The following is a 17,757-nucleotide window of genomic DNA, read 5'->3' on the forward strand; positions in this document are numbered from 1 at the left end:
GGTTACCAACTCGCTAAAATCCATAAGGAACCGCTGACGGTCAGAACGAAAATGGACAGATCCATCAACATGGGATGCCAGATTTCGCCGGAATACATCCAGTCTCGCAGCAGCTGATGAATCAGCAGCCATAAGACCAGCCCTAGCAAAAAAGCTTTAAATATAGGCGGAAAATAAAGCGATGCCCCCAGCACCAAATCGGGCAAGGGGGAAGAGGCGTGTAACCATGATGTATTCACATTAACAATCCCTAAGGGTGAATATGTTGAATATTTGCATAACGATTAAACAATAGCGGCTAAAAACAGTGGCTATTTCCACAATATACATTATATACATTTGTGTTTTTAATGTGAGTTACCCAAAATAGTCTAAACTCTGGGAGGTAATGTTAGCATGCTAATTATAAGGAGGGGGAAGTGGAGTCAACATTAGGTTCAGATTTAGCACGATTGGTTCGTGTTTGGCGCGCGCTCATCGATCATCGGCTCAAGCCGTTGGAGCTGACCCAAACACACTGGGTCACTTTGCACAATATCAATCGTTTGCCGCCGGAGCAGTCGCAGATTCAGCTGGCGAAGGCGATCGGTATCGAGCAACCGTCACTGGTTCGTACGCTGGACCAATTGGAGGAGAAGGGGCTGATTACGCGCCACACCTGTGCCAACGATCGCCGTGCGAAGCGCATCAAGCTGACCGAAGCGGCCGATCCGATCATCAGGGAAGTGGACAGCGTGATCACGTCTACGCGCAGTGAGATTTTAAGCGGCATTACCGCCGACGAAGTGCATCTGTTGGTTGGGCTGATTGGCAAGTTAGAACAAAATATCACCGAACTGCAAAGCAAATAATAATATTCTTATTTTTCTACGATTTCAGTTTCACAGCATCAGAAATAAAACCGGAGGCGATTGCCTCCGGTTTGCCGTGTGTCGCCTGCTGACTTACAGCGGAGAGACGGTGATGGTGTCGCCCATGCGCGCCATGCGTACGCGCTGGCCCGGGCTGAACTTGGTGTCGCCCGCTTTTTGTACCACCACGATGTTCTCTTTCTGGTCGGTTTTGATTTCCAGCTCGTAGCCTGAGGTACGGCCGGCCACTTCACCGATGCTGTTGCCTGCCGCGCCGCCGGCGATAGCGCCCGCCGCGGTAGCCAGCGTACGGCCGGTGCCGCCGCCAACGGTGTTACCCAACAGGCCGCCAATCACCGCGCCGCCGATCATCCCCAAGGCGTTGGAGCCTTCGCCGCCCTGAATTTTCACCGGACGCACGGAAACCAGCGTCCCGTAGGTGACGTTTTGCACCTGTTTGGCCTGCGAGGACGAGTAGACATCGCCGGACATGGATTCATTGGCGCACCCAGCCAGCGTAACGGCGGCGACGGCAACGACGAGAAGACGCTTGATCATATAAAACTCCTGATGGTAGTAGTCCATAACCTGGCAATGCTCTCCAGGCAAGATTCAGTGAAAATGATAGACAAAGTATGGCGGAAAGTTGGCATATCACCATGCTTCATCGCTGCACGCAGCTTAACTTTCCTCTGTTCAACCAATAATAAACCGCGGTTTACCTTTATGACAGCCTCGGCGACATTCCGTTGCCGGTTAAGGCACGGTTTAACACATAAAGTGTGCCACAGCGGCGCATCTGGCTCACGCCCCGCAAAAAAAAGCATCATAATTCATGGCGTTAATTCGTCAATTCTGGTTTATTTGTCAGGATGAAATTTGCTTACCGCGCAGGTTAGAGGATGTTGCTATGAAGTCAGGCCGCTATATAGGCGTCATGTCCGGCACCAGTCTGGACGGGATCGATGTGGTATTGGCCGCGATCGACGATCGCATGGTGGCGCAGCAGGCCAGCTATAGCCATCCGATGCCGATCGCGCTGAAAAAAGAGATTCTTGGCATGTGCCAGGGGCAGCAGACCACCCTGGCCGCCGTCGGCCGGTTGGACGCTCAGTTGGGCACGCTGTTCGGCGAAGCGGTGCTCGGCCTGCTGAAGCAAACCGGCATCGACGCGGAGCAGATCACCGCCATCGGTTGTCACGGCCAGACGGTGTGGCACGAACCGGAGGGCGACGCGCGTTTCTCAATGCAGCTCGGCGACAACAACCGCATCGCGGCGTTGACCGATATCACCACCGTCGGCGATTTCCGCCGGCGCGATATGGCCTACGGCGGGCAGGGCGCGCCGCTGGTGCCGGCGTTTCATCAGGCGCTGCTGGGGCATCCGCTCGAACGGCGCATGGTGCTGAACGTTGGCGGCATCGCCAACCTGTCTTTGCTGCTGCCCGGTACGCCGGTGCGCGGTTTCGACACCGGGCCGGGCAACATGCTGATGGATGCCTGGGTGTGGCGCCACCGCGCGCAGCCTTACGATCAGGACGGCGGCTGGGCTATGCAGGGGCGAGTCTGCTTGCCGCTGCTGCAGCAGATGCTGGCGGATCCTTACTTCGCGCTGCCGGCACCGAAAAGCACCGGGCGCGAGTATTTCAATATCGCCTGGCTGGAGCGCCAACTGGCCGGATTGCCGGCGATTGCGCCGGTCGACGTGCAGGCCACGCTCACGGAGTTGACCGCGGTCAGCATCAGCGAGCAGGTGCAGCTGGCCGGCGGGTGTGAAAGGCTGCTGGTGTGCGGCGGCGGGGCGCGCAACACGCTGCTGATGGCGCGTCTGTCGGCGTTGCTGCCGGGGACGGAAGTCGGGTTGACCGACGACTGCGGGGTCAGCGGCGACGACATGGAGGCGCTGGCCTTCGCCTGGCTGGCGTTTCGCACGCTGTCCGGCCAGGCCGGCAACCTGCCGTCGGTGACCGGCGCCAGCCGTGAAACGGTGCTGGGTGGGATTTATCCGGTTTTGCCATTAGGGTGCCGTTAGCTCTGTTAGGATAGCCTGTGAAGGATTTTTCTAAGGAGCAACAGCATGAAAAAAGTCATTTTCGTCGCCGGCGCGTTGGCGCTGTCCGGCTGCAGCTACATCCTGCCGCAGAGCAGCCAGACGATGCACTATCAGTGCGGCACCACGCCGCTGACGGTGGCGCTGGACGGCAAGGCGAGCGAAGTCAGCCTGCTGATGGATGGCGAACAGCTGCATCTCAAGCAGGTGCTGGCGTTGACTGGCGCCAAATACAGCGACGGTAAATACACGTTTTGGTCGAAAGACCGCAACGCCTATCTTGAACGCAACGGCAAAGTTGTGATGAGCGACTGCGTGCTGACGGACTAAAGGCCGGTGGCGGCGTCGGAGCGATTGAGTTCCTGACGCCGCAGGCGCAGAATGTAACGACGGATTTTTTCAGTTGGTCGATAACCCAGATGATTGAAAAGAATGAGTTTGATGTTGCGGACCTGCGCCGTGAATACACCCGAGGCGGCCTGCGCCGCAACGATCTGACCGCCAGCCCGCTCGAGCTGTTCGAGCGTTGGTTGAAACAGGCCTGCGACGCGCGCCTGGCCGATCCCACCGCCATGTGCGTCGCGACCGTCGACGAGCACGGCCAGCCTTATCAACGCATCGTGCTGCTGAAGCACTTCGATGAGCAGGGGCTGGTGTTCTACACCAATCTCGGCAGTCGCAAGGCGCAGCAGCTGGCGCACAACCCGCATATCAGCCTGCTGTTCCCCTGGCACATGCTCGATCGCCAGGTGATTTTCCTCGGCCAGGTGGAGCGCCTGTCGACTTTCGAAGTGCTGAAGTATTTCAACAGCCGGCCGAAAGACAGCCAGATCGGCGCCTGGGTTTCGCAGCAGTCGTCGCGCATTTCCGCGCGCGGCGTGCTGGAAAGCAAATTCCTCGAGCTGAAGCAGAAGTTCCAGCAGGGCGAGGTGCCGCTGCCGAGTTTCTGGGGCGGATTCCGCGTGAAATTCGACTCCGTCGAGTTCTGGCAGGGCGGCGCCCATCGCCTGCATGACCGTTTCCTGTATCAGCGGGACGGGAATGACTGGAAAATTGACCGACTGGCACCCTGAAGACGGAAAATCCCCTCTAAGCGCTGGTGCTGACGCCGCCGGCGCTTTATTCTATGCGCTACCCTGAATTTTTATTTCGCCACTGGGCGAAAGGCCGTGTACCGGCAAAGGTGCATTCGTTTATACATGGAGTCATTGATGGCAAGCAGCAACTTGATTAAACAACTGCAAGAGCGGGGCCTCGTTGCCCAGGTTACGGATGAGGAAGCGTTAGCGGAGCGACTGGCGCAAGGGCCAATTGCACTGTATTGCGGTTTCGATCCGACCGCTGACAGCTTGCATTTGGGCCATCTGGTTCCTCTGTTGTGCCTGAAGCGCTTCCAACTGGCCGGCCACAAGCCGGTAGCCTTGGTGGGCGGCGCCACTGGCCTCATCGGCGATCCGAGCTTCAAAGCGGCGGAGCGCAAGCTGAACACCACCGATACGGTGAACGAGTGGGTCGAGAAGATCCGCAAGCAGGTTTCCCCGTTCCTCGATTTCGACTGCGGCAGCAACAGCGCTATCGCCGCCAATAACTACGACTGGTTTGGCGGCATGAACGTGCTGACCTTCCTGCGCGATATCGGCAAGCACTTCTCCGTCAACCAGATGATCAACAAGGAAGCGGTCAAGCAGCGCCTGAATCGCGACGACTCCGGCATCTCCTTCACCGAGTTCTCCTACAACCTGCTGCAGGGCTTCGATTTCTCCGAGCTGTATAACCGCCACCAGGTGGAGCTGCAGATCGGCGGTTCCGACCAGTGGGGCAACATCACCTCGGGTATCGATCTGACGCGTCGTCAGCACCAGAAACAGGTGTTCGGCCTGACCGTGCCGTTGATCACCAAAGCGGACGGCACCAAGTTCGGTAAAACCGAAGGCGGCGCGGTCTGGCTGGCACCGGAAAAAACCAGCCCGTACAAGTTCTACCAGTTCTGGATCAACACCGCCGACGCCGACGTCTACCGTTTCCTGAAGTTCTTCACCTTCATGAGCCTGGAAGACATCAACGCGCTGGAAGAAGAAGACAAGAACAGCGGCAAGGCGCCGCGCGCCCAGTACGTGCTGGCGGAAGAAGTGACCGGCATGGTGCACGGTGCGGAAGGTTTGGCGGCCGCCAAGCGCATCACCCAGAGCCTGTTCTCCGGCGCGTTGCATGACATGACCGAAGCGGACTTCGCCCAGTTGGCGCAGGACGGCATGCCAACCATCAAACTGGATAGCGACGCCGATCTGCAGCAGGCGCTGGTGAATGCCGAGCTGGTACCGTCACGTGGCCAGGCGCGCACCATGATCGGCTCCAATGCGGTGACCATCAACGGCGAGAAACAATCCGATGCCGAATACCGCTTCAGCGACGCGGACCGTCTGTTCGGCCGCTACACGCTGCTGCGCCGCGGCAAAAAACACTACTGCCTGGTGGATTGGCAGTAAGCGAATCATGACGGTAAGGGGCCCTGGCGGCCCCTTTATTTTTGGGCAGCCGCCCGGCTGCCGTATCCCGAACGAGTTCTGTCGATGAAAAACATTCTTTCTATCCAGTCGCACGTGGTGTTTGGTCACGCCGGCAACAGTGCGGCGGAGTTTCCAATGCGTCGCATGGGCGTCAACGTCTGGCCGCTGAACACGGTGCAGTTCTCCAACCATACGCAATACGGTCAGTGGACCGGCTGCGTCATGCCGGCCAGCCACCTGACCGAGATCGCGCAGGGCATCGCCAATATCGATCAGTTGAAGCGCTGTGATGCGGTGTTGAGCGGCTATATCGGTTCGCCGGAGCAGGGCGACCATATTCTGGAGATCGTGCGTCAGGTTAAGCAGGCGAACCCGAACGCCTGGTATTTTTGCGATCCGGTGATGGGGCATCCGGAAAAGGGCTGCATCGTGGCGCCGGGCGTGGCCGAGTTTCACTGCCGCCAGGCGCTGCCGTGCAGCGACATGATGGCGCCGAACCTGCTGGAACTGGAGATGCTCAGTCAGATGGCCGTCGTCAACGTGGACGATGCGGTGCAGGCCGCCCGCGCGCTGATCGCCAAAGGGCCGAGGCTGGTGCTGGTCAAACACCTGGCCCGCGCCGGCTATCACGCCGACTGCTTCGAAATGCTGCTGGTGACGGCGGACGAGGCCTGGCACATCAGCCGGCCGCTGGTGGACTTCGGGGCGCGTCAGCCGGTCGGCGTCGGCGATTTGACCAGCGGTCTGCTGCTGGTGGATCTGCTGAAGGGCGAGGCGCTGGATAAAGCGCTGGAGCACGTGACCGCCGCGGTGTATGAGGTGATGCTGACCACCCAGGAGATGGGCGAGTACGAACTGCAGGTGGTGGCGGCGCAGGATCGGATCGTGCAGCCGCGCAGCGAGTTCAAAGCGGTAAAACTGTAAGTGGAACGGGCCCCGGCGATCGCCGCCGGGGCCGAACCTTTACTTCAAACCTTCGGCGTTCAGCGCCGCATCCACTGCCGGGCGCGCGGCGACGCGATCGAACCAGGCCGCCAGATGGGCGTGCTTGCGCACATCGAACTGCAGGGCGAATGCCCAGCGCAACACGGTGAACAAGTAAGCGTCGGCCACGCTGAAACGGCTTCCCAACAGGAAGTGCTGCTTCGCCAGCACCGAATCCAGATAGCTGAACTGCTGCTCCAGCTTGGCACGCGCGATGGTTTTGTATTCCTCGGGCGTTTTCGGGTTGAACAGCGGGCTGAACCCTTTGTGCAGCTCGGTGGCGATGTAGTTCAGCCATTCGATCGCGTGGTAGCGCGACAGGGTGCCTGCCGCCGGAATAAGGTTGCGATCCGGCACGCGGTCCGCCAGGTATTGCACGATCGCTACGCCTTCGGTCAGCAGGCTGCCGTCATCCAGCAGCAGCGCCGGTACCTGTCCCTTGGGGTTGATGGCGAGATAATCGGCGCCGCTCTCGGTTTTCTTGTGCGCCAGGTCGACCTTCTCCGCCGTAAAATCCAGCCCTGCCTCACGCAGCACGATATGCGGGGACAGCGAACAGGCGCCGGCTTTATAGAACAGTTTCATCGGAAGCTCCTTGTTGATGACGAATGACGGGCATGCTTAACCTCTCATCGTAGTCCCATAGCGCCAAAATTACAGCGGCTTAGCTAACAAATTTAACCGGCGATCGCCTCGGCGGGCTGCAGCTGCGCCAGCGTCGCGGCGATCTGCTGTTGTAGCGCCTGCGGCGCCACCTGCATCGGCGAGCGCAGTTCGTTGACGATCAGCCCTTGTTGGGCCAGCACCGTCTTGACCGGCGCCGGATTCGGGAAGCTGAACATCTGGTGGATCATCGGCAGCAGCTCATAGAAGTTGCTGCGCGCCGCGGCCAGATCGCCGGCGGCGACCTGCTGCGTCAACTGGACGAAACGTTCCGGGTGCACATGGGCGGCGGCGGAGATGGCGCCGGTGCCGCCGAGGCACAGCGTGGTGAGGATCAGATTGTCTTCCCCGGTCATCACATCGATCTCGCCGTCGGCGATCAGCGCCATGGTGGCGTCAGGGTTGCCGCCGCAGTCCTTGATGGCGGTGATGCGCGGATGGCGCGCGAGCCGGCGCAATGTGGCCAGCTCCATGGCGATGCCGGTGCGCTGCGGAATGTTGTACAGGATCACCGGCACGGTTGAGGCGTCGGCCAACTGGGTAAAATAGTCGATCAGACCGCATTGCGAAGGGCGGATGTAGTAAGGCGCCGGGATCAGCACGCCGGCGATGTCGCGCAGCTGAATGGCCTGCTGCATCTGCAGCGTGGCGGCCATGTTATTGCCGGACAGGCCCATCACCACCTGATGGGCGGGCGCCACTTCCAGCACCGCGTCGAGCACCGCCAGCTGTTCTTCTTTGCTCAGCGCGGCGGCTTCACCGGTGGAGCCGCAGACCACCAGGCCTGAGACGCCGGCGTCGAGCAGGTGCCGCGCCAGGCGTTTCACCGCTGGCAGATCGACGGCATCGTGATTGAAAGGGGTAACCATCGCCACCCAAATACCCGAAAATGAGGCCATAAAATATTCCTTCTGTGTGACCGACAGAGAAGCCAGATGAGAAAATTGAAGGCGGGGCGTTGCGTGCCATCCAGTCAGCTCATCTGACGGGACAGCTCGCCCCGGTCAAATGAGCGTCTGTTTCTTCGATTTAACCGCTGCCAAACCGCCAACAGGCAACGCAGGCGTCATCGGAATGTCAACGTTGCGTGGATAGGCCATGGCAGTCTCGCGAAAAGGGGAAGTGGGGTGATAATGAATATTCTTCATCAGGCTGTCAATTTACAACAGATTGATAACATTGTTATTCATGATTCGGCAGCGGGGATGAGTTTGGCTAATAAACCACAATCCCCGCGGCGGCGGGGATTGTTGGGCTGGCTCAGCGCGGTGGGCGGGAACCGATGGTGGCGGACCAGCTGAAGGTATCGCCACTCGGCCGGTAGCGATTGGCCTTGCGTTCCGCACGCTCCGCCTTGGCGAGTTTCGCTCTGGCGGCCATGATGCGCGCCACCGCTTCATCCTTGACCTTGTGCTGTTCGGCGTTGGTCAGTGGCCGCCCGTGGCTCTTGCGTGCCTTGTCCAATTCGGTTTTCACTTCCCGCTGTTCGCTTTCCGTCATCTCTTTCAACGTCAACTTTTTCATCTGTGCCGCCCGTTCGGTGAAGTTGACTTACAGTTTAGCGGCGTTATATGACCGAAAATGTTATGGGCATAACGAAATCGTCGCGCTATACCTCTTCCAGCAGCTCGTCGACAAAGCGCCGCATGTGTTGGGTGCGCTGTTCGGCCATGTGCCGCCCGGCGGCGGTCTGGAAGCCGTCTTGCAGCTTGAACAGCTTGGTTTCGAAGTGGTCGAGGCAGAAACGCTTGTCGTCGTATTGACGATGTTCGGCCTGCGGATCGGCGGCGTCATACAGCGCGCTGCGCATGCGGCCGCCGATATAGAAGCAGCGCGCCACGCCGATAAGACCTATGGCGTCGAGGCGATCGGCGTCCTGCAGGATCTTGGCCTCCAGCGTTTGCGGGGGGATGCCGGCGGAAAAACTGTGCGCTTCGATGGCGTGCGCCACCGCCGCGATATCCTCCGGCGCCCATTCCAGCCGCGTCAGCGTCAGCGTGGCCTGCTGCGCCGCCATGCGAGAAGCCAGATGACGCTGCGGCGAATTCTTTTCCACCGCCACCGCGTCATGCAGCAGCACCGCCGCACAGAGAATGCGCCGATCGCCGCCTTCCAGCTTGCTGATCCGGCGGCAGTTCTTCCAGACTCGGTGCAGGTGCGCCACATCGTGCGAGCCGTCGTCAGACTCGAGGGTGAGCGGCAGCAGCGCTTGCGCCAACGCCTGATAGGGGGAAAACGGTTGTAACAGCTCTTGCGTCAGCGAGGGTAAAGACACGTTCAGCTCCTGTTTGGGGAAATCGGTCAATCAGCATAGCCGCGTTGGATGCCGGGAAAATGACGGCGAAGCGGCTATTGTTTACTAAAGTGCAACTGACTATTGTCATAACTGCGGTTTTTGCAGCGAAACAAGCAACCTAAAATAGCCACGTTCCGCCGTCTCCGCTTGGTGAGAGCCTGTGTCCGCGGAGATGGCCGGAATATCTTCATCAGCCATGGGAGAAGAGACATGCCAACCCCTCTTGAAATAGTGCGCGCGACCTATGAAGGCAGCTCCGAAGAAAACGGCCGTAATCTGCTGGCGGCGCTGGCCCCCGATGCCGAGTGGACCGAAGCCGCCGGTTTCCCTTACGCCGGCACCTACATCGGTCCGGAGAACATCATCAAGAACGTGCATCAGCGTTTAGGCAGCGAATGGCAAGGTTACCGCGCCGACGTCGATCATTTTTACGACGCCGGCGACAATGTGATCGCTCAGGGTTTTTACCACGGCACCTACCGGTCCACCGGCAAGTCCTTCAGCGCCTCTTTCGCGCATATTTATACGGTGCGCGCCGGTAAAATCGTGAAGTTCGTGCAGATCGTCGACAGTGCTAAGGTGCTGGAAGCGATGCAGCCTTAATCGCCGCTGCGCTTGCCGAATTTGCGATCGAACTCGCGCCGGTAGCCGCGAGCCTTGTTGCGATCGCGGATCCACAGATAACCGCACACCAGCGCGACCGCTCCCGAGAAGGTGACGTTGCGCATATCCCGGTCATACCAAAACACCAACAACGCATCCAGCGCCGCTACCAGGGCGATCCATTTATACATATGGGATTGGCGCCGCGTGGCGGCGTTGAGTCGCTTTAACTGTCTGGCTTCGTCCAACACCGGTTTTTGCTGCATAGCGTTTCGTTATCATCTGGCTGTTCACGCTAAATTAGCAGAATCCTCCCGGCCGCCGCAAAGATTAACGCGTGCCGTCCTGCGGTTTTCATCGCTCCTGGCGCGATGCTGAAAATTTCTGCGCAGACGCTTGAATTGTCCATTGGGCATGATAGGTTATTTATTCGCTATTTCTGTGTTTTTATTCACTTGCCGCGTGTCATCAAGCTGCCGCATTGAGCGGTTATGGTGAGGGGTTCGACGCATGCGGCGGTTAACTTCGGCAGGAGGATGTGATGAACGATAAAACGGTACGCCCGCAGGATGTGGTTCAACGCCAGCTCGACGCTTATAACGCCCGTGACATCGAGGCCTTTATGGCCTGCTGGGCGGACGATGCGCAGTATTACGAGCACCCCGACACGCTGTTGGCCAGCGGCAAGGCGGCGATCCGCGAACGGCACCTGGCGCGTTTTCGCGAGCCGAGCCTGTATGGTGAACGGATAAAACGCATGGCGGTGGGGAATATGGTGGTCGATCAGGAAGTGGTGACGCGCAACTTCCCGCAGGGGCGCGGCAAAATGGATGTTATCGCCATTTACGAAGTGGAGCAGGGGCGGATCGCCAAAGCCTGGTTCAAAATCGGCCCCTGCGTACCGGACGAAGGCGCGCTCTAACGCTGCGCTATTGCAACGCCATCACCGCCTCTATCTCCACGCACACCGCAGGTGAGAACAACGCGCTGACCGCCATCAATGAGCAGGCCGGCAGCGCGCCGTCGAAGTAGTCAAACAGCACCGGGCGCACGCCCGCCAGATCGGCGATGTCGGTCAGGAACACGCTGATTTTAATCAATGCCTTGAGATTCACGCCTTCGCTGGCGGCGATGGTCGCCAGCTGTTCGAGGATTTCCTGCGTTTGCTCTGACGCGCTCAACCCCTGAGCGTCGGTGGCGAAGGCGGTCAAGCCCGACACGTACAGGCGATCGCCGTGACGCACGGCGTGCACGTAAGGGCCACCCGGCGTAGGCAATTGCGGATAATTAATGCGTTTTAATGATGTCATGGTCGAACCCCGCGCAAGACCGGTTAATAAAATCGACAAACTTGGTTAGGATACTGATGAAACGGCGGTCAGACGCCGCGCACCGATGATATTTGAGAGTATCATCTCTCTTTATTTTATACGTCGTCTCTCACCTGAATGTGACAGTGCGGCGCAGCTCGGCCACAAGGACGCATGAGACGATGAACCCGCTTTTTACTCCCTACCTGCAACGCTGGCAACTGGAGCAGGACGGCAAAGCCTTCGAAACCCACAGCAGCTTGCTGATGCCGGTGCGTTACCGCGGCGAGGCGGCCATGCTGAAGATCGCCCGCGAGCAGGAAGAGCGCTTCGGCGGTCAACTGATGTGCTGGTGGCGCGGGGAAGGTGCCGCGCAGGTGCTGGCGTGGCACGACGACGGCATTCTGCTGGAGCGCGCGCAGGGCGAAGGTTCGTTGGCACAGTTGGTGCGCGACGGCGACGACGAGCAGGCCACGCGGATCCTGTGTCGGGCGATCGCCGCCCTGCATGCGCCGCGTGCCGCGCCGTTGCCCGAGCTGATCCCGCTGCAGGAGTGGTTCAGCTCGCTGTGGCCGGCGGCGCAGGCGCACGGCGGCATGCTGCGCCTCAGCGCCACGGCGGCGGCGGAGCTGCTGAGCAGCCCGCGAGAAGAAAGCGTGCTGCACGGCGATATCCACCATGACAACGTGCTGGACTTCGGCGAACGCGGCTGGCTGGCGATCGATCCCAAGCGCTTGTTCGGCGAACGGGGCTTCGATTACGCCAATATCTTCTGTAATCCCAACTACGGCATCGCGACCGATCCGGCCATTTTCCAGCGGCGCGTGGAACAGGTGTGCCGCCTGGCCGGGCTGGAGCGCCGGCGCTTGCTGCAATGGGTCCTGGCCTGGTCGGGGCTGTCCGCCGCCTGGTTTATGGAAGACGGCCAGGCGGCGGATATCGACTTCCGCGTGGCCGAGCTGGCGGCGCGCGCATTGGATCTCCCGCTGCCGGACGGCGATTCAGGGTTCATCCTGCCAGTAATCGAGCGAGGTTGAAGGGCGTTGCAGGTAGCGTACCTGCTCGCCATCATTGCCGCGCGCCATCGCCTGGTATTTGCCGGAGTCCGGGTACATCACCAGCTCCGGCTGCTCGCGCGTGCTGACGGACAGGTACTTCAGCGGCGCATCGGAGGTGTTGATGATCTGGTGCGGGTATTCCGGGCCGGGCGGAATGAAGATGACATCCCCGCTGACGATCGGCAGCATTTCTCCGGCCACCCGCAGCGTACCGCTGCCTTCCAGAATGATGAACATTTCCTCCTGAGCGTAGTGAAAATGGTATGGGCAGGAACGCATGCCCGGCGCCACGCAATCGAAAGAGGCTCCCAGCTTGTCGGCGGCGGTGCCGGTGCCGAGGCGCGCGCCGACGCTGTCATACAGCGGCGGCCGCCGATCGTGCTGCTTATCTACCCGTTCGACATTGCGTATCAGGCGCTGAGCCAACAGCGCCGCTTTCTCAGTCATAAGCTTCCTTGGTGACATTGTCACTTAAAAGTTGACGATAGCCAGAGAGAATCCGTCCCAGCCCTTGCTGCCCACGGTTTGCAATGCGGTGGCGCTCAGGCGGGGTTCCGCAGCCATCATCGTGAAGAATTCGCGTACGCCTTGTACACGGGCGTCGGTACTGGCAGCGTCGGTGACTGCGCCATCGCGCACCACGTTGTCACCGATAATCACCGTGCCCGGGCGCGCGAGTTTAAGCGCCCAACGCAGGTAATCCGGATTGCTCGGTTTGTCGGCGTCGATGAAGATCAGATCAAAGGGAGCCAAGGCTTGCAGCGCGGGCAGGTGAGCGAGAGCGGGGCCGACGCGCAGTTCGACCTGGCCGGCGAGCCCGGCGCGAGCGATATTCTGGCGGGCGATGGCGGCGTGGTTTTCATCCGCTTCCAGGGTGACCAACGTGCCATCCGCCGGCAGCGCGCGCGCCAGCCAGATGGTGCTGTAGCCGCCCAACGTACCGATTTCCAAAATGCGTTTGGCGTTAATCATGCGGGCGAACAGCTGCAGCAACTTGCCCTGATTCGGCGCCACGTCATGGGCCGGCAGCCCGGCGGCGGCGTTGGCCGCCAGCGCCTGCAACAGGGCATCGTCTTGTTCTACCAGGCTGTCCACGATATAGCGATCGACCTGGGACCATTGTTCCTTTTCTTGCATGTGGGCCTCGTGCGTAAATCGCAGTGTGCCCATCCAGTGAAGGTGCCGCCGCGCTGCTTGTCAATGCACCGCGTGCGTTTGGCATTTTATGTTGCTGTTCCTCGCCGCGGCAGCGATAGCAGCAGATGGGCGATGGCGCCGCCGACAATGCCCCAGAAGGCCGAACCGATGCCCAGTAATGTGACGCCGGAGGCGGTGATGAGAAAGGCGATCAGCGCCGCATCGCGCTGTTTTTCATCCTGCAGCGCGCGCTGCAGGCTGCCGCCGATGGTGCCGAGCAGCGCCAGCCCGGCGATGGTGTGGATCAGCGCGGTCGGCAGCGCGCTGAACAGCAGGCCGATGGCGCCGCCGAACAGGCCCGCCAGCAGGTAGAAGCCGCCGGCGGTCACCGCGCCCATGTAACGCCGCTGCGGATCGGGATGTACGTCCGGCCCCATGCAGATGGCGGCGGTAATGGCGGCGATGCACACCGAGAAGCCGCCGAACGGCGCCAGCAGCAGCGCGGTCAGCGCCGTCCAGGCGATCAGCGGCGAGGTGGGAACACGGTAGCCCGCCGCCTGCAGCGTAGCGATGCCGGGCGCGTTCTGCGAAGCCATGGTCACTACGAAGAACGGCACGCCGATGCCGAGCAGCGTCGGCCAGCTGAAGTGCGGTGCGATAAATTCCGGCATGGCGAACGTCGGCGCCTGCTGCGCCAGATGGATATTGCCCTGCAGTGCGGCGATCGCCAGCCCGACTGCCAGCGTCAGCACGATGGCGTAGCGCGGCAGATAACGGCGGCTGAGCAGATAGGCCAGCCCCATACCGGCGCTGAGAAGGAAATTGAGCTGCAGCGAAGCGAAGGCGTCCAGCCCGAAACGCAGCAGGATCCCCGCCAACATCGCGGCAGAAATCGCCTGCGGAATATAATCCATCAGGCGAGCGAACAGTCCGGTGACGCCGCACAGCAGGATCAGACCCGAGGCAAAGATAAACACGCCGATCGCGTCGTTGATCGGCGTGCCGGGCAGGCTGGTGACCAGCAGCGCCGCGCCGGGCGTCGACCAGGCGGTGAGGATCGGGGTGCGGTAGTAAAGCGAGAGCCCCAGCGAAGTGACGCCCATCGCGATCCCCAGCACGCTCAGCCAACCGCCGATCTGCGCCGGTGTCGCGCCCGCGGCGGCGGCGGCCTGGAAAATAATCGCGGCAGAGCTGGTGTAACCGACCAGAACGGCGACGAAGCCGGCCATTACGGCAGGCAGGGTCAGATGGCGCAGGGAGAGGGCTGGGCGCATGAGTGGCTCCAATCGGTGATTGTGCGTTATAGCGCACGGTAAGAAATCAGCATAGCACCGTGTGCTATAGCGCACAAGCGGGTATAATCGGGCGCGATACGCAGAGGAGAACAGGATGCAGGAACTTGCCGGCCATTTGGCGCACACCCTTCGCACGTTGCGCGCGCAGCGCGGCTGGAGCCTGACGCAGGCGGCGGAATACACCGGCGTCAGCAAAGCGATGCTCGGGCAGATAGAACGCGGCGAATCCAGCCCGACGGTAGCGACGCTATGGAAGATCGCCACCGGTTTCAACGTGGCGTTCTCCGCCTTTCTTGAGGCGTCTCCCGCCCAGCAGCAGGCGACGCTGCACCGTTACGGCGAGCTGCCGGTGTACGATCAGGACAACGCCGATATGCGCGTAGTGCCGCTGTTTCCCTACGATCGCCAGCTGGGTTTCGATATGTTCGTCATTGATCTGGCGCCGGGCGCGCTCAGCGAATCGTCGCCCCATGAGCCGGGGGTGATAGAGCATGTGATCGTGATCAGCGGGCGGTTGGAGTTGGCGATAGACGGCGAATGGCACAGCCTGGCGGCCGGCGAGGCGATGCGCTTTCAGGCCGATCGGCCGCACGCTTACCGCAACGCCGGTTCGCAAACGGTGCGTTTCCACGATCTGATCCACTATCCTCAATCCTGACTCAACGCGGCGGTCGTGGGCTTTGACTCCGCGCCGCCAAACGCCTACCTTGTTGAAAATGACTCTTATTTCACAGGCTGTCGCCCACGACGGGGCGGCGTTGCAGCCGACTCAAAAGGAGCTTGATTTTGCTGGTCACCAATCGACGTCAGTTCATTAAACTCAGTGCGCAAACCGCAGGAGCCGTATTCGCGATGACTTCATTACCCAACAGTATCCGCCTGGCGATGGCGGCGGAGGGCGGCGCGGCCGCCGGCGATGAATTCCTGTGGCTGGAAGAGCTGCAGGGTAAAAAAGCGCTGCACTGGGTGCAGCAGGAAAATCAACGCACCACCGCGCGCTTCGCCCAAGGCGAAGACTTTCAGCGCATTGAGCGCGAGGTCCTGGATATCCTCAATAAAGACACCCAGATCCCGTGGGTGAGCAAACGCGGCGAGTTCTATTACAACTTCTGGCAGGATAAAGCCAACCCGCGTGGCCTGCTGCGGCGCACCACGCTGGACGAGTATCGCAAGGCCAAACCGGCCTGGGAGACGGTGCTGGATATCGATGCGTTGGGCAAAGCCGAGGGCAAGGATTGGGTCTATCAGGGCTCGCAGCCGTTGGCGCCGGAATACCGCTATTGCCTGATGCAGCTGTCGCCGGACGGCGGTGACGCCACCGAAATCCGCGAATTCGATCTGGTGGCCAAACGCTTCGTCAAAGACGGCTTCAACGTGCCGGTGGCGAAAAGCCGGGTCTCCTGGGTCGATCGGGACACGCTGTTCATCGCCACCGACTTCGGCCCCGGCTCGATGACCCAGTCCGGCTACGCGCGCATCGCCAAACGCTGGCGGCGCGGCACGCCGCTGAGCGCGGCCGAAACGCTGTACGAAGCGCAGCCCGAGGACATGGCGGTCTTCGCCTATCACGACCGCACGCCGGGCTTTGAACGCGATTTCGTCGGCCGCAGCCTGGACTTCTATCGCCGCGACTATTTCTTGCTGGCTCAGGACGGCCGGCAGAAAAAAATCGATATCCCGGCCGACGCCGAGCTGGATACGCATCGGGAATGGCTGCTGATCAAACCGAGCAGCGATTGGGAAGTGGGGGGCAAACGCTATCCGTCCGGCGCACTGCTGGCGGCCAACTTCGATGACTATCTGGCGGGCAAGCGCGAGCTGCAGCTGCTGTTTACCCCGACCGCCGAGCAGGCGCTGAGCGGCTACAGCGGCACCCGCGATCATCTGATCCTCAGCATCATGGATAACGTGGTCAACCGGCTGGAGGTGCTGACGCCGCAGGGCGGCAGCTGGCAACGTCGCCCGCTGGGCAACCCCGGCGCCATCAGCACCATTTCCGCCGGCGGTATCGACGAAGAGAGCAACGCCTATTTCCTGACCGTCAGTGGGTTCCTGCAGCCGACCTCGCTGTACATGGGCAATCTCGACGGCGGTGAGGCGACGCTGCTGAAACAGGCGCCGCAGGACTTTGACGCCGCCGGCTATCAGGTCAGCCAGCATTTCGCGCGCTCCAAAGATGGCACCCGCGTGCCGTATTTCCAGATCGCCGCCAAAGATCTCAAGCTGGACGGCAGCACGCCGACGCTGCTGTATGGCTACGGCGGGTTTGAGGTGCCGCTGTTGCCGGGCTATCTCGGCGGCAAGGCGCCGGCCTGGCTGGAACGCGGCGGGGTATACGTGGTGGCCAACATCCGCGGCGGCGGCGAGTATGGTCCGGCGTGGCATCAGGCGGCGCTCAAGCAGAATCGCCATCGCGCCTATGAGGATTTCGCCGCCGTGGCCGAAGATCTCATCGCACGCAAGGTGACCTCGGCGCCGCATCTCGGCGCACGCGGCGGCAGCAACGGCGGCCTGCTGGTGGGCAATATGCTGACGCTGTATCCGCAGCTGTTCGGCTGCATCGTCTGCGAAGTGCCGCTGTTGGACATGCAGCGCTATACCCAGCTCTCCGCCGGCGCGTCGTGGATCGCGGAATACGGCGATCCGAGCAAGGCGGAGCAGTGGGCCTACCTCAAAACCTTCTCGCCGTACCACAATATTCAGGCGCAGACGGCCTACCCACCGGTGCTGTTCTATACCGCCACCAGCGACGATCGGGTCAACCCGGCCCACGCCCGCAAAATGGCGGCGCGCATGCAGGCGATGGGGTATCAACAGGCTTACTTCTACGAGAATACCGAAGGCGGTCACAGCGCCGCCGCCGACAAGCAGCAGGCAGCGTTCCACAGTGCGCTGGTGAGCGAATTCATGTGGGCTAATCTAAGCGGCAAGCCCAAGTCAGCGTAATCAGCGTAAGCACTTTTCTCGCGGGCATAAAAAAACACCGGGGCGTTAACCCCGGTG

General features: G+C 60.8%; 22 protein-coding genes. 11 read left to right on the forward strand and 11 right to left on the reverse strand.

Translation table 11 applies throughout. The features are described 5' to 3' along the window. Positions 1 to 2: 2 nt before the first annotated feature. The gene (locus AAIE04_RS18875; RefSeq protein WP_025159708.1) at positions 3 to 239 is read right to left on the reverse strand and encodes a DUF1656 domain-containing protein; all 237 of its coding nucleotides are present in this window, start codon (positions 237 to 239) and stop codon (positions 3 to 5) included. A 180-nt stretch (positions 240 to 419) separates the two neighbouring features. Between AAIE04_RS18875 and slyA the strand changes: the two genes are divergently transcribed. Further along, on the forward strand, positions 420 to 851 hold the full coding sequence (gene slyA, locus AAIE04_RS18880; RefSeq protein WP_025159709.1) for a transcriptional regulator SlyA: 432 nt from the start codon (positions 420 to 422) through the stop codon (positions 849 to 851). Positions 852 to 944: 93 nt separating this feature from the next. Here slyA and AAIE04_RS18885 read toward each other — a convergent pair whose 3' ends face one another. Beyond that, positions 945 to 1,409 carry an outer membrane lipoprotein gene (locus AAIE04_RS18885; protein ID WP_025159710.1) on the reverse strand — a complete coding sequence of 155 codons (465 nt, stop codon included), beginning with the start codon at positions 1,407 to 1,409 and terminating at the stop codon, positions 945 to 947. 352 nt (positions 1,410 to 1,761) lie between these two features. Between AAIE04_RS18885 and anmK the strand changes: the two genes are divergently transcribed. The 5 genes from anmK (at position 1,762) to pdxY (ending at position 6,332) form a co-directional block, all read left to right on the forward strand. Then, positions 1,762 to 2,883, forward strand: a complete 1,122-nt coding sequence (gene anmK / locus AAIE04_RS18890) for an anhydro-N-acetylmuramic acid kinase (protein ID WP_154746137.1) — start codon at positions 1,762 to 1,764, stop codon at positions 2,881 to 2,883. A gap of 45 nt (positions 2,884 to 2,928) precedes the next feature. Further along, positions 2,929 to 3,231, forward strand: a complete 303-nt coding sequence (locus AAIE04_RS18895) for an MliC family protein (protein ID WP_019455971.1) — start codon at positions 2,929 to 2,931, stop codon at positions 3,229 to 3,231. A gap of 89 nt (positions 3,232 to 3,320) precedes the next feature. Next, positions 3,321 to 3,974, forward strand: a complete 654-nt coding sequence (gene pdxH, locus AAIE04_RS18900; RefSeq protein ID WP_063919370.1) for a pyridoxamine 5'-phosphate oxidase — start codon at positions 3,321 to 3,323, stop codon at positions 3,972 to 3,974. Between the two features lie 138 nt (positions 3,975 to 4,112). Further along, a complete protein-coding gene (gene tyrS, locus AAIE04_RS18905; RefSeq protein WP_154746138.1) occupies positions 4,113 to 5,387 on the forward strand; it encodes a tyrosine--tRNA ligase in 1,275 nt (424 codons plus the stop codon). A gap of 84 nt (positions 5,388 to 5,471) precedes the next feature. Beyond that, a complete protein-coding gene (pdxY, locus tag AAIE04_RS18910) occupies positions 5,472 to 6,332 on the forward strand; it encodes a pyridoxal kinase PdxY (RefSeq protein WP_498577517.1) in 861 nt (286 codons plus the stop codon). Between the two features lie 39 nt (positions 6,333 to 6,371). Here pdxY and gstA read toward each other — a convergent pair whose 3' ends face one another. The 4 genes from gstA to AAIE04_RS18930 all read right to left on the reverse strand — a co-directional run bounded on the left by gstA (position 6,372) and on the right by AAIE04_RS18930 (position 9,360). After that, positions 6,372 to 6,977, reverse strand: coding sequence for a glutathione transferase GstA (gene gstA, locus AAIE04_RS18915; RefSeq protein ID WP_019455967.1), 606 nt, complete (start codon positions 6,975 to 6,977; stop codon positions 6,372 to 6,374). 92 nt (positions 6,978 to 7,069) lie between these two features. Further along, positions 7,070 to 7,954 carry a 4-hydroxy-tetrahydrodipicolinate synthase gene (gene dapA, locus AAIE04_RS18920; RefSeq protein WP_498577518.1) on the reverse strand — a complete coding sequence of 295 codons (885 nt, stop codon included), beginning with the start codon at positions 7,952 to 7,954 and terminating at the stop codon, positions 7,070 to 7,072. Positions 7,955 to 8,315: 361 nt separating this feature from the next. Then, on the reverse strand, positions 8,316 to 8,579 hold the full coding sequence (locus AAIE04_RS18925; protein ID WP_019455965.1) for a YjbD family protein: 264 nt from the start codon (positions 8,577 to 8,579) through the stop codon (positions 8,316 to 8,318). Positions 8,580 to 8,664: 85 nt separating this feature from the next. Further along, positions 8,665 to 9,360 carry an HD domain-containing protein gene (locus tag AAIE04_RS18930; RefSeq protein ID WP_498577519.1) on the reverse strand — a complete coding sequence of 232 codons (696 nt, stop codon included), beginning with the start codon at positions 9,358 to 9,360 and terminating at the stop codon, positions 8,665 to 8,667. Positions 9,361 to 9,561: 201 nt separating this feature from the next. Between AAIE04_RS18930 and AAIE04_RS18935 the strand changes: the two genes are divergently transcribed. Further along, positions 9,562 to 9,954 (forward strand): nuclear transport factor 2 family protein, encoded by a 393-nt coding sequence (locus AAIE04_RS18935; protein WP_063919374.1) that lies wholly within the window; start codon positions 9,562 to 9,564, stop codon positions 9,952 to 9,954. Here AAIE04_RS18935 and AAIE04_RS18940 read toward each other — a convergent pair. Next, positions 9,951 to 10,220 carry a hypothetical protein gene (locus AAIE04_RS18940; protein WP_019455962.1) on the reverse strand — a complete coding sequence of 90 codons (270 nt, stop codon included), beginning with the start codon at positions 10,218 to 10,220 and terminating at the stop codon, positions 9,951 to 9,953. The genes AAIE04_RS18935 and AAIE04_RS18940 overlap by 4 nt on opposite strands. A gap of 275 nt (positions 10,221 to 10,495) precedes the next feature. On the opposite strand from AAIE04_RS18940, the gene AAIE04_RS18945 reads away from it, so the two are divergent. Then, a complete protein-coding gene (locus tag AAIE04_RS18945) occupies positions 10,496 to 10,876 on the forward strand; it encodes a nuclear transport factor 2 family protein (protein WP_019455961.1) in 381 nt (126 codons plus the stop codon). A 7-nt stretch (positions 10,877 to 10,883) separates the two neighbouring features. Here the strand turns inward: AAIE04_RS18945 and AAIE04_RS18950 are convergent, their stop codons facing one another. Next, positions 10,884 to 11,264, reverse strand: coding sequence for a RidA family protein (locus tag AAIE04_RS18950; RefSeq protein ID WP_019455960.1), 381 nt, complete (start codon positions 11,262 to 11,264; stop codon positions 10,884 to 10,886). A gap of 182 nt (positions 11,265 to 11,446) precedes the next feature. On the opposite strand from AAIE04_RS18950, the gene AAIE04_RS18955 reads away from it, so the two are divergent. Continuing rightward, on the forward strand, positions 11,447 to 12,301 hold the full coding sequence (locus tag AAIE04_RS18955; RefSeq protein WP_019455959.1) for an aminoglycoside phosphotransferase family protein: 855 nt from the start codon (positions 11,447 to 11,449) through the stop codon (positions 12,299 to 12,301). Here AAIE04_RS18955 and AAIE04_RS18960 read toward each other — a convergent pair. The 3 genes from AAIE04_RS18960 to AAIE04_RS18970 are packed head-to-tail and all read right to left on the reverse strand — an operon-like array spanning position 12,266 to position 14,733. Further along, on the reverse strand, positions 12,266 to 12,769 hold the full coding sequence (locus AAIE04_RS18960) for a cupin domain-containing protein (protein ID WP_063919376.1): 504 nt from the start codon (positions 12,767 to 12,769) through the stop codon (positions 12,266 to 12,268). The two genes, AAIE04_RS18955 and AAIE04_RS18960, sit on opposite strands and share 36 nt — an antisense overlap. A 24-nt stretch (positions 12,770 to 12,793) precedes the next feature. Beyond that, the gene (locus AAIE04_RS18965; RefSeq protein WP_498577520.1) at positions 12,794 to 13,492 is read right to left on the reverse strand and encodes an O-methyltransferase; all 699 of its coding nucleotides are present in this window, start codon (positions 13,490 to 13,492) and stop codon (positions 12,794 to 12,796) included. A 53-nt stretch (positions 13,493 to 13,545) separates the two neighbouring features. After that, complete coding sequence (locus AAIE04_RS18970) at positions 13,546 to 14,733, reverse strand: benzoate/H(+) symporter BenE family transporter (protein WP_498577521.1); 1,188 nt, start codon at positions 14,731 to 14,733, stop codon at positions 13,546 to 13,548. 115 nt (positions 14,734 to 14,848) lie between these two features. Between AAIE04_RS18970 and AAIE04_RS18975 the strand changes: the two genes are divergently transcribed. Both AAIE04_RS18975 and AAIE04_RS18980 read left to right on the forward strand, forming a co-directional pair. Further along, the gene (locus tag AAIE04_RS18975) at positions 14,849 to 15,412 is read left to right on the forward strand and encodes a helix-turn-helix domain-containing protein (RefSeq protein WP_498577522.1); all 564 of its coding nucleotides are present in this window, start codon (positions 14,849 to 14,851) and stop codon (positions 15,410 to 15,412) included. 194 nt (positions 15,413 to 15,606) lie between these two features. Continuing rightward, positions 15,607 to 17,700 (forward strand): prolyl oligopeptidase family serine peptidase, encoded by a 2,094-nt coding sequence (locus tag AAIE04_RS18980; protein ID WP_498577523.1) that lies wholly within the window; start codon positions 15,607 to 15,609, stop codon positions 17,698 to 17,700. The last annotated feature ends 57 nt before the right edge of the window (positions 17,701 to 17,757 follow it).

It is taken from the genome of Serratia sp. Ae19-1, assembly GCF_059801225.1.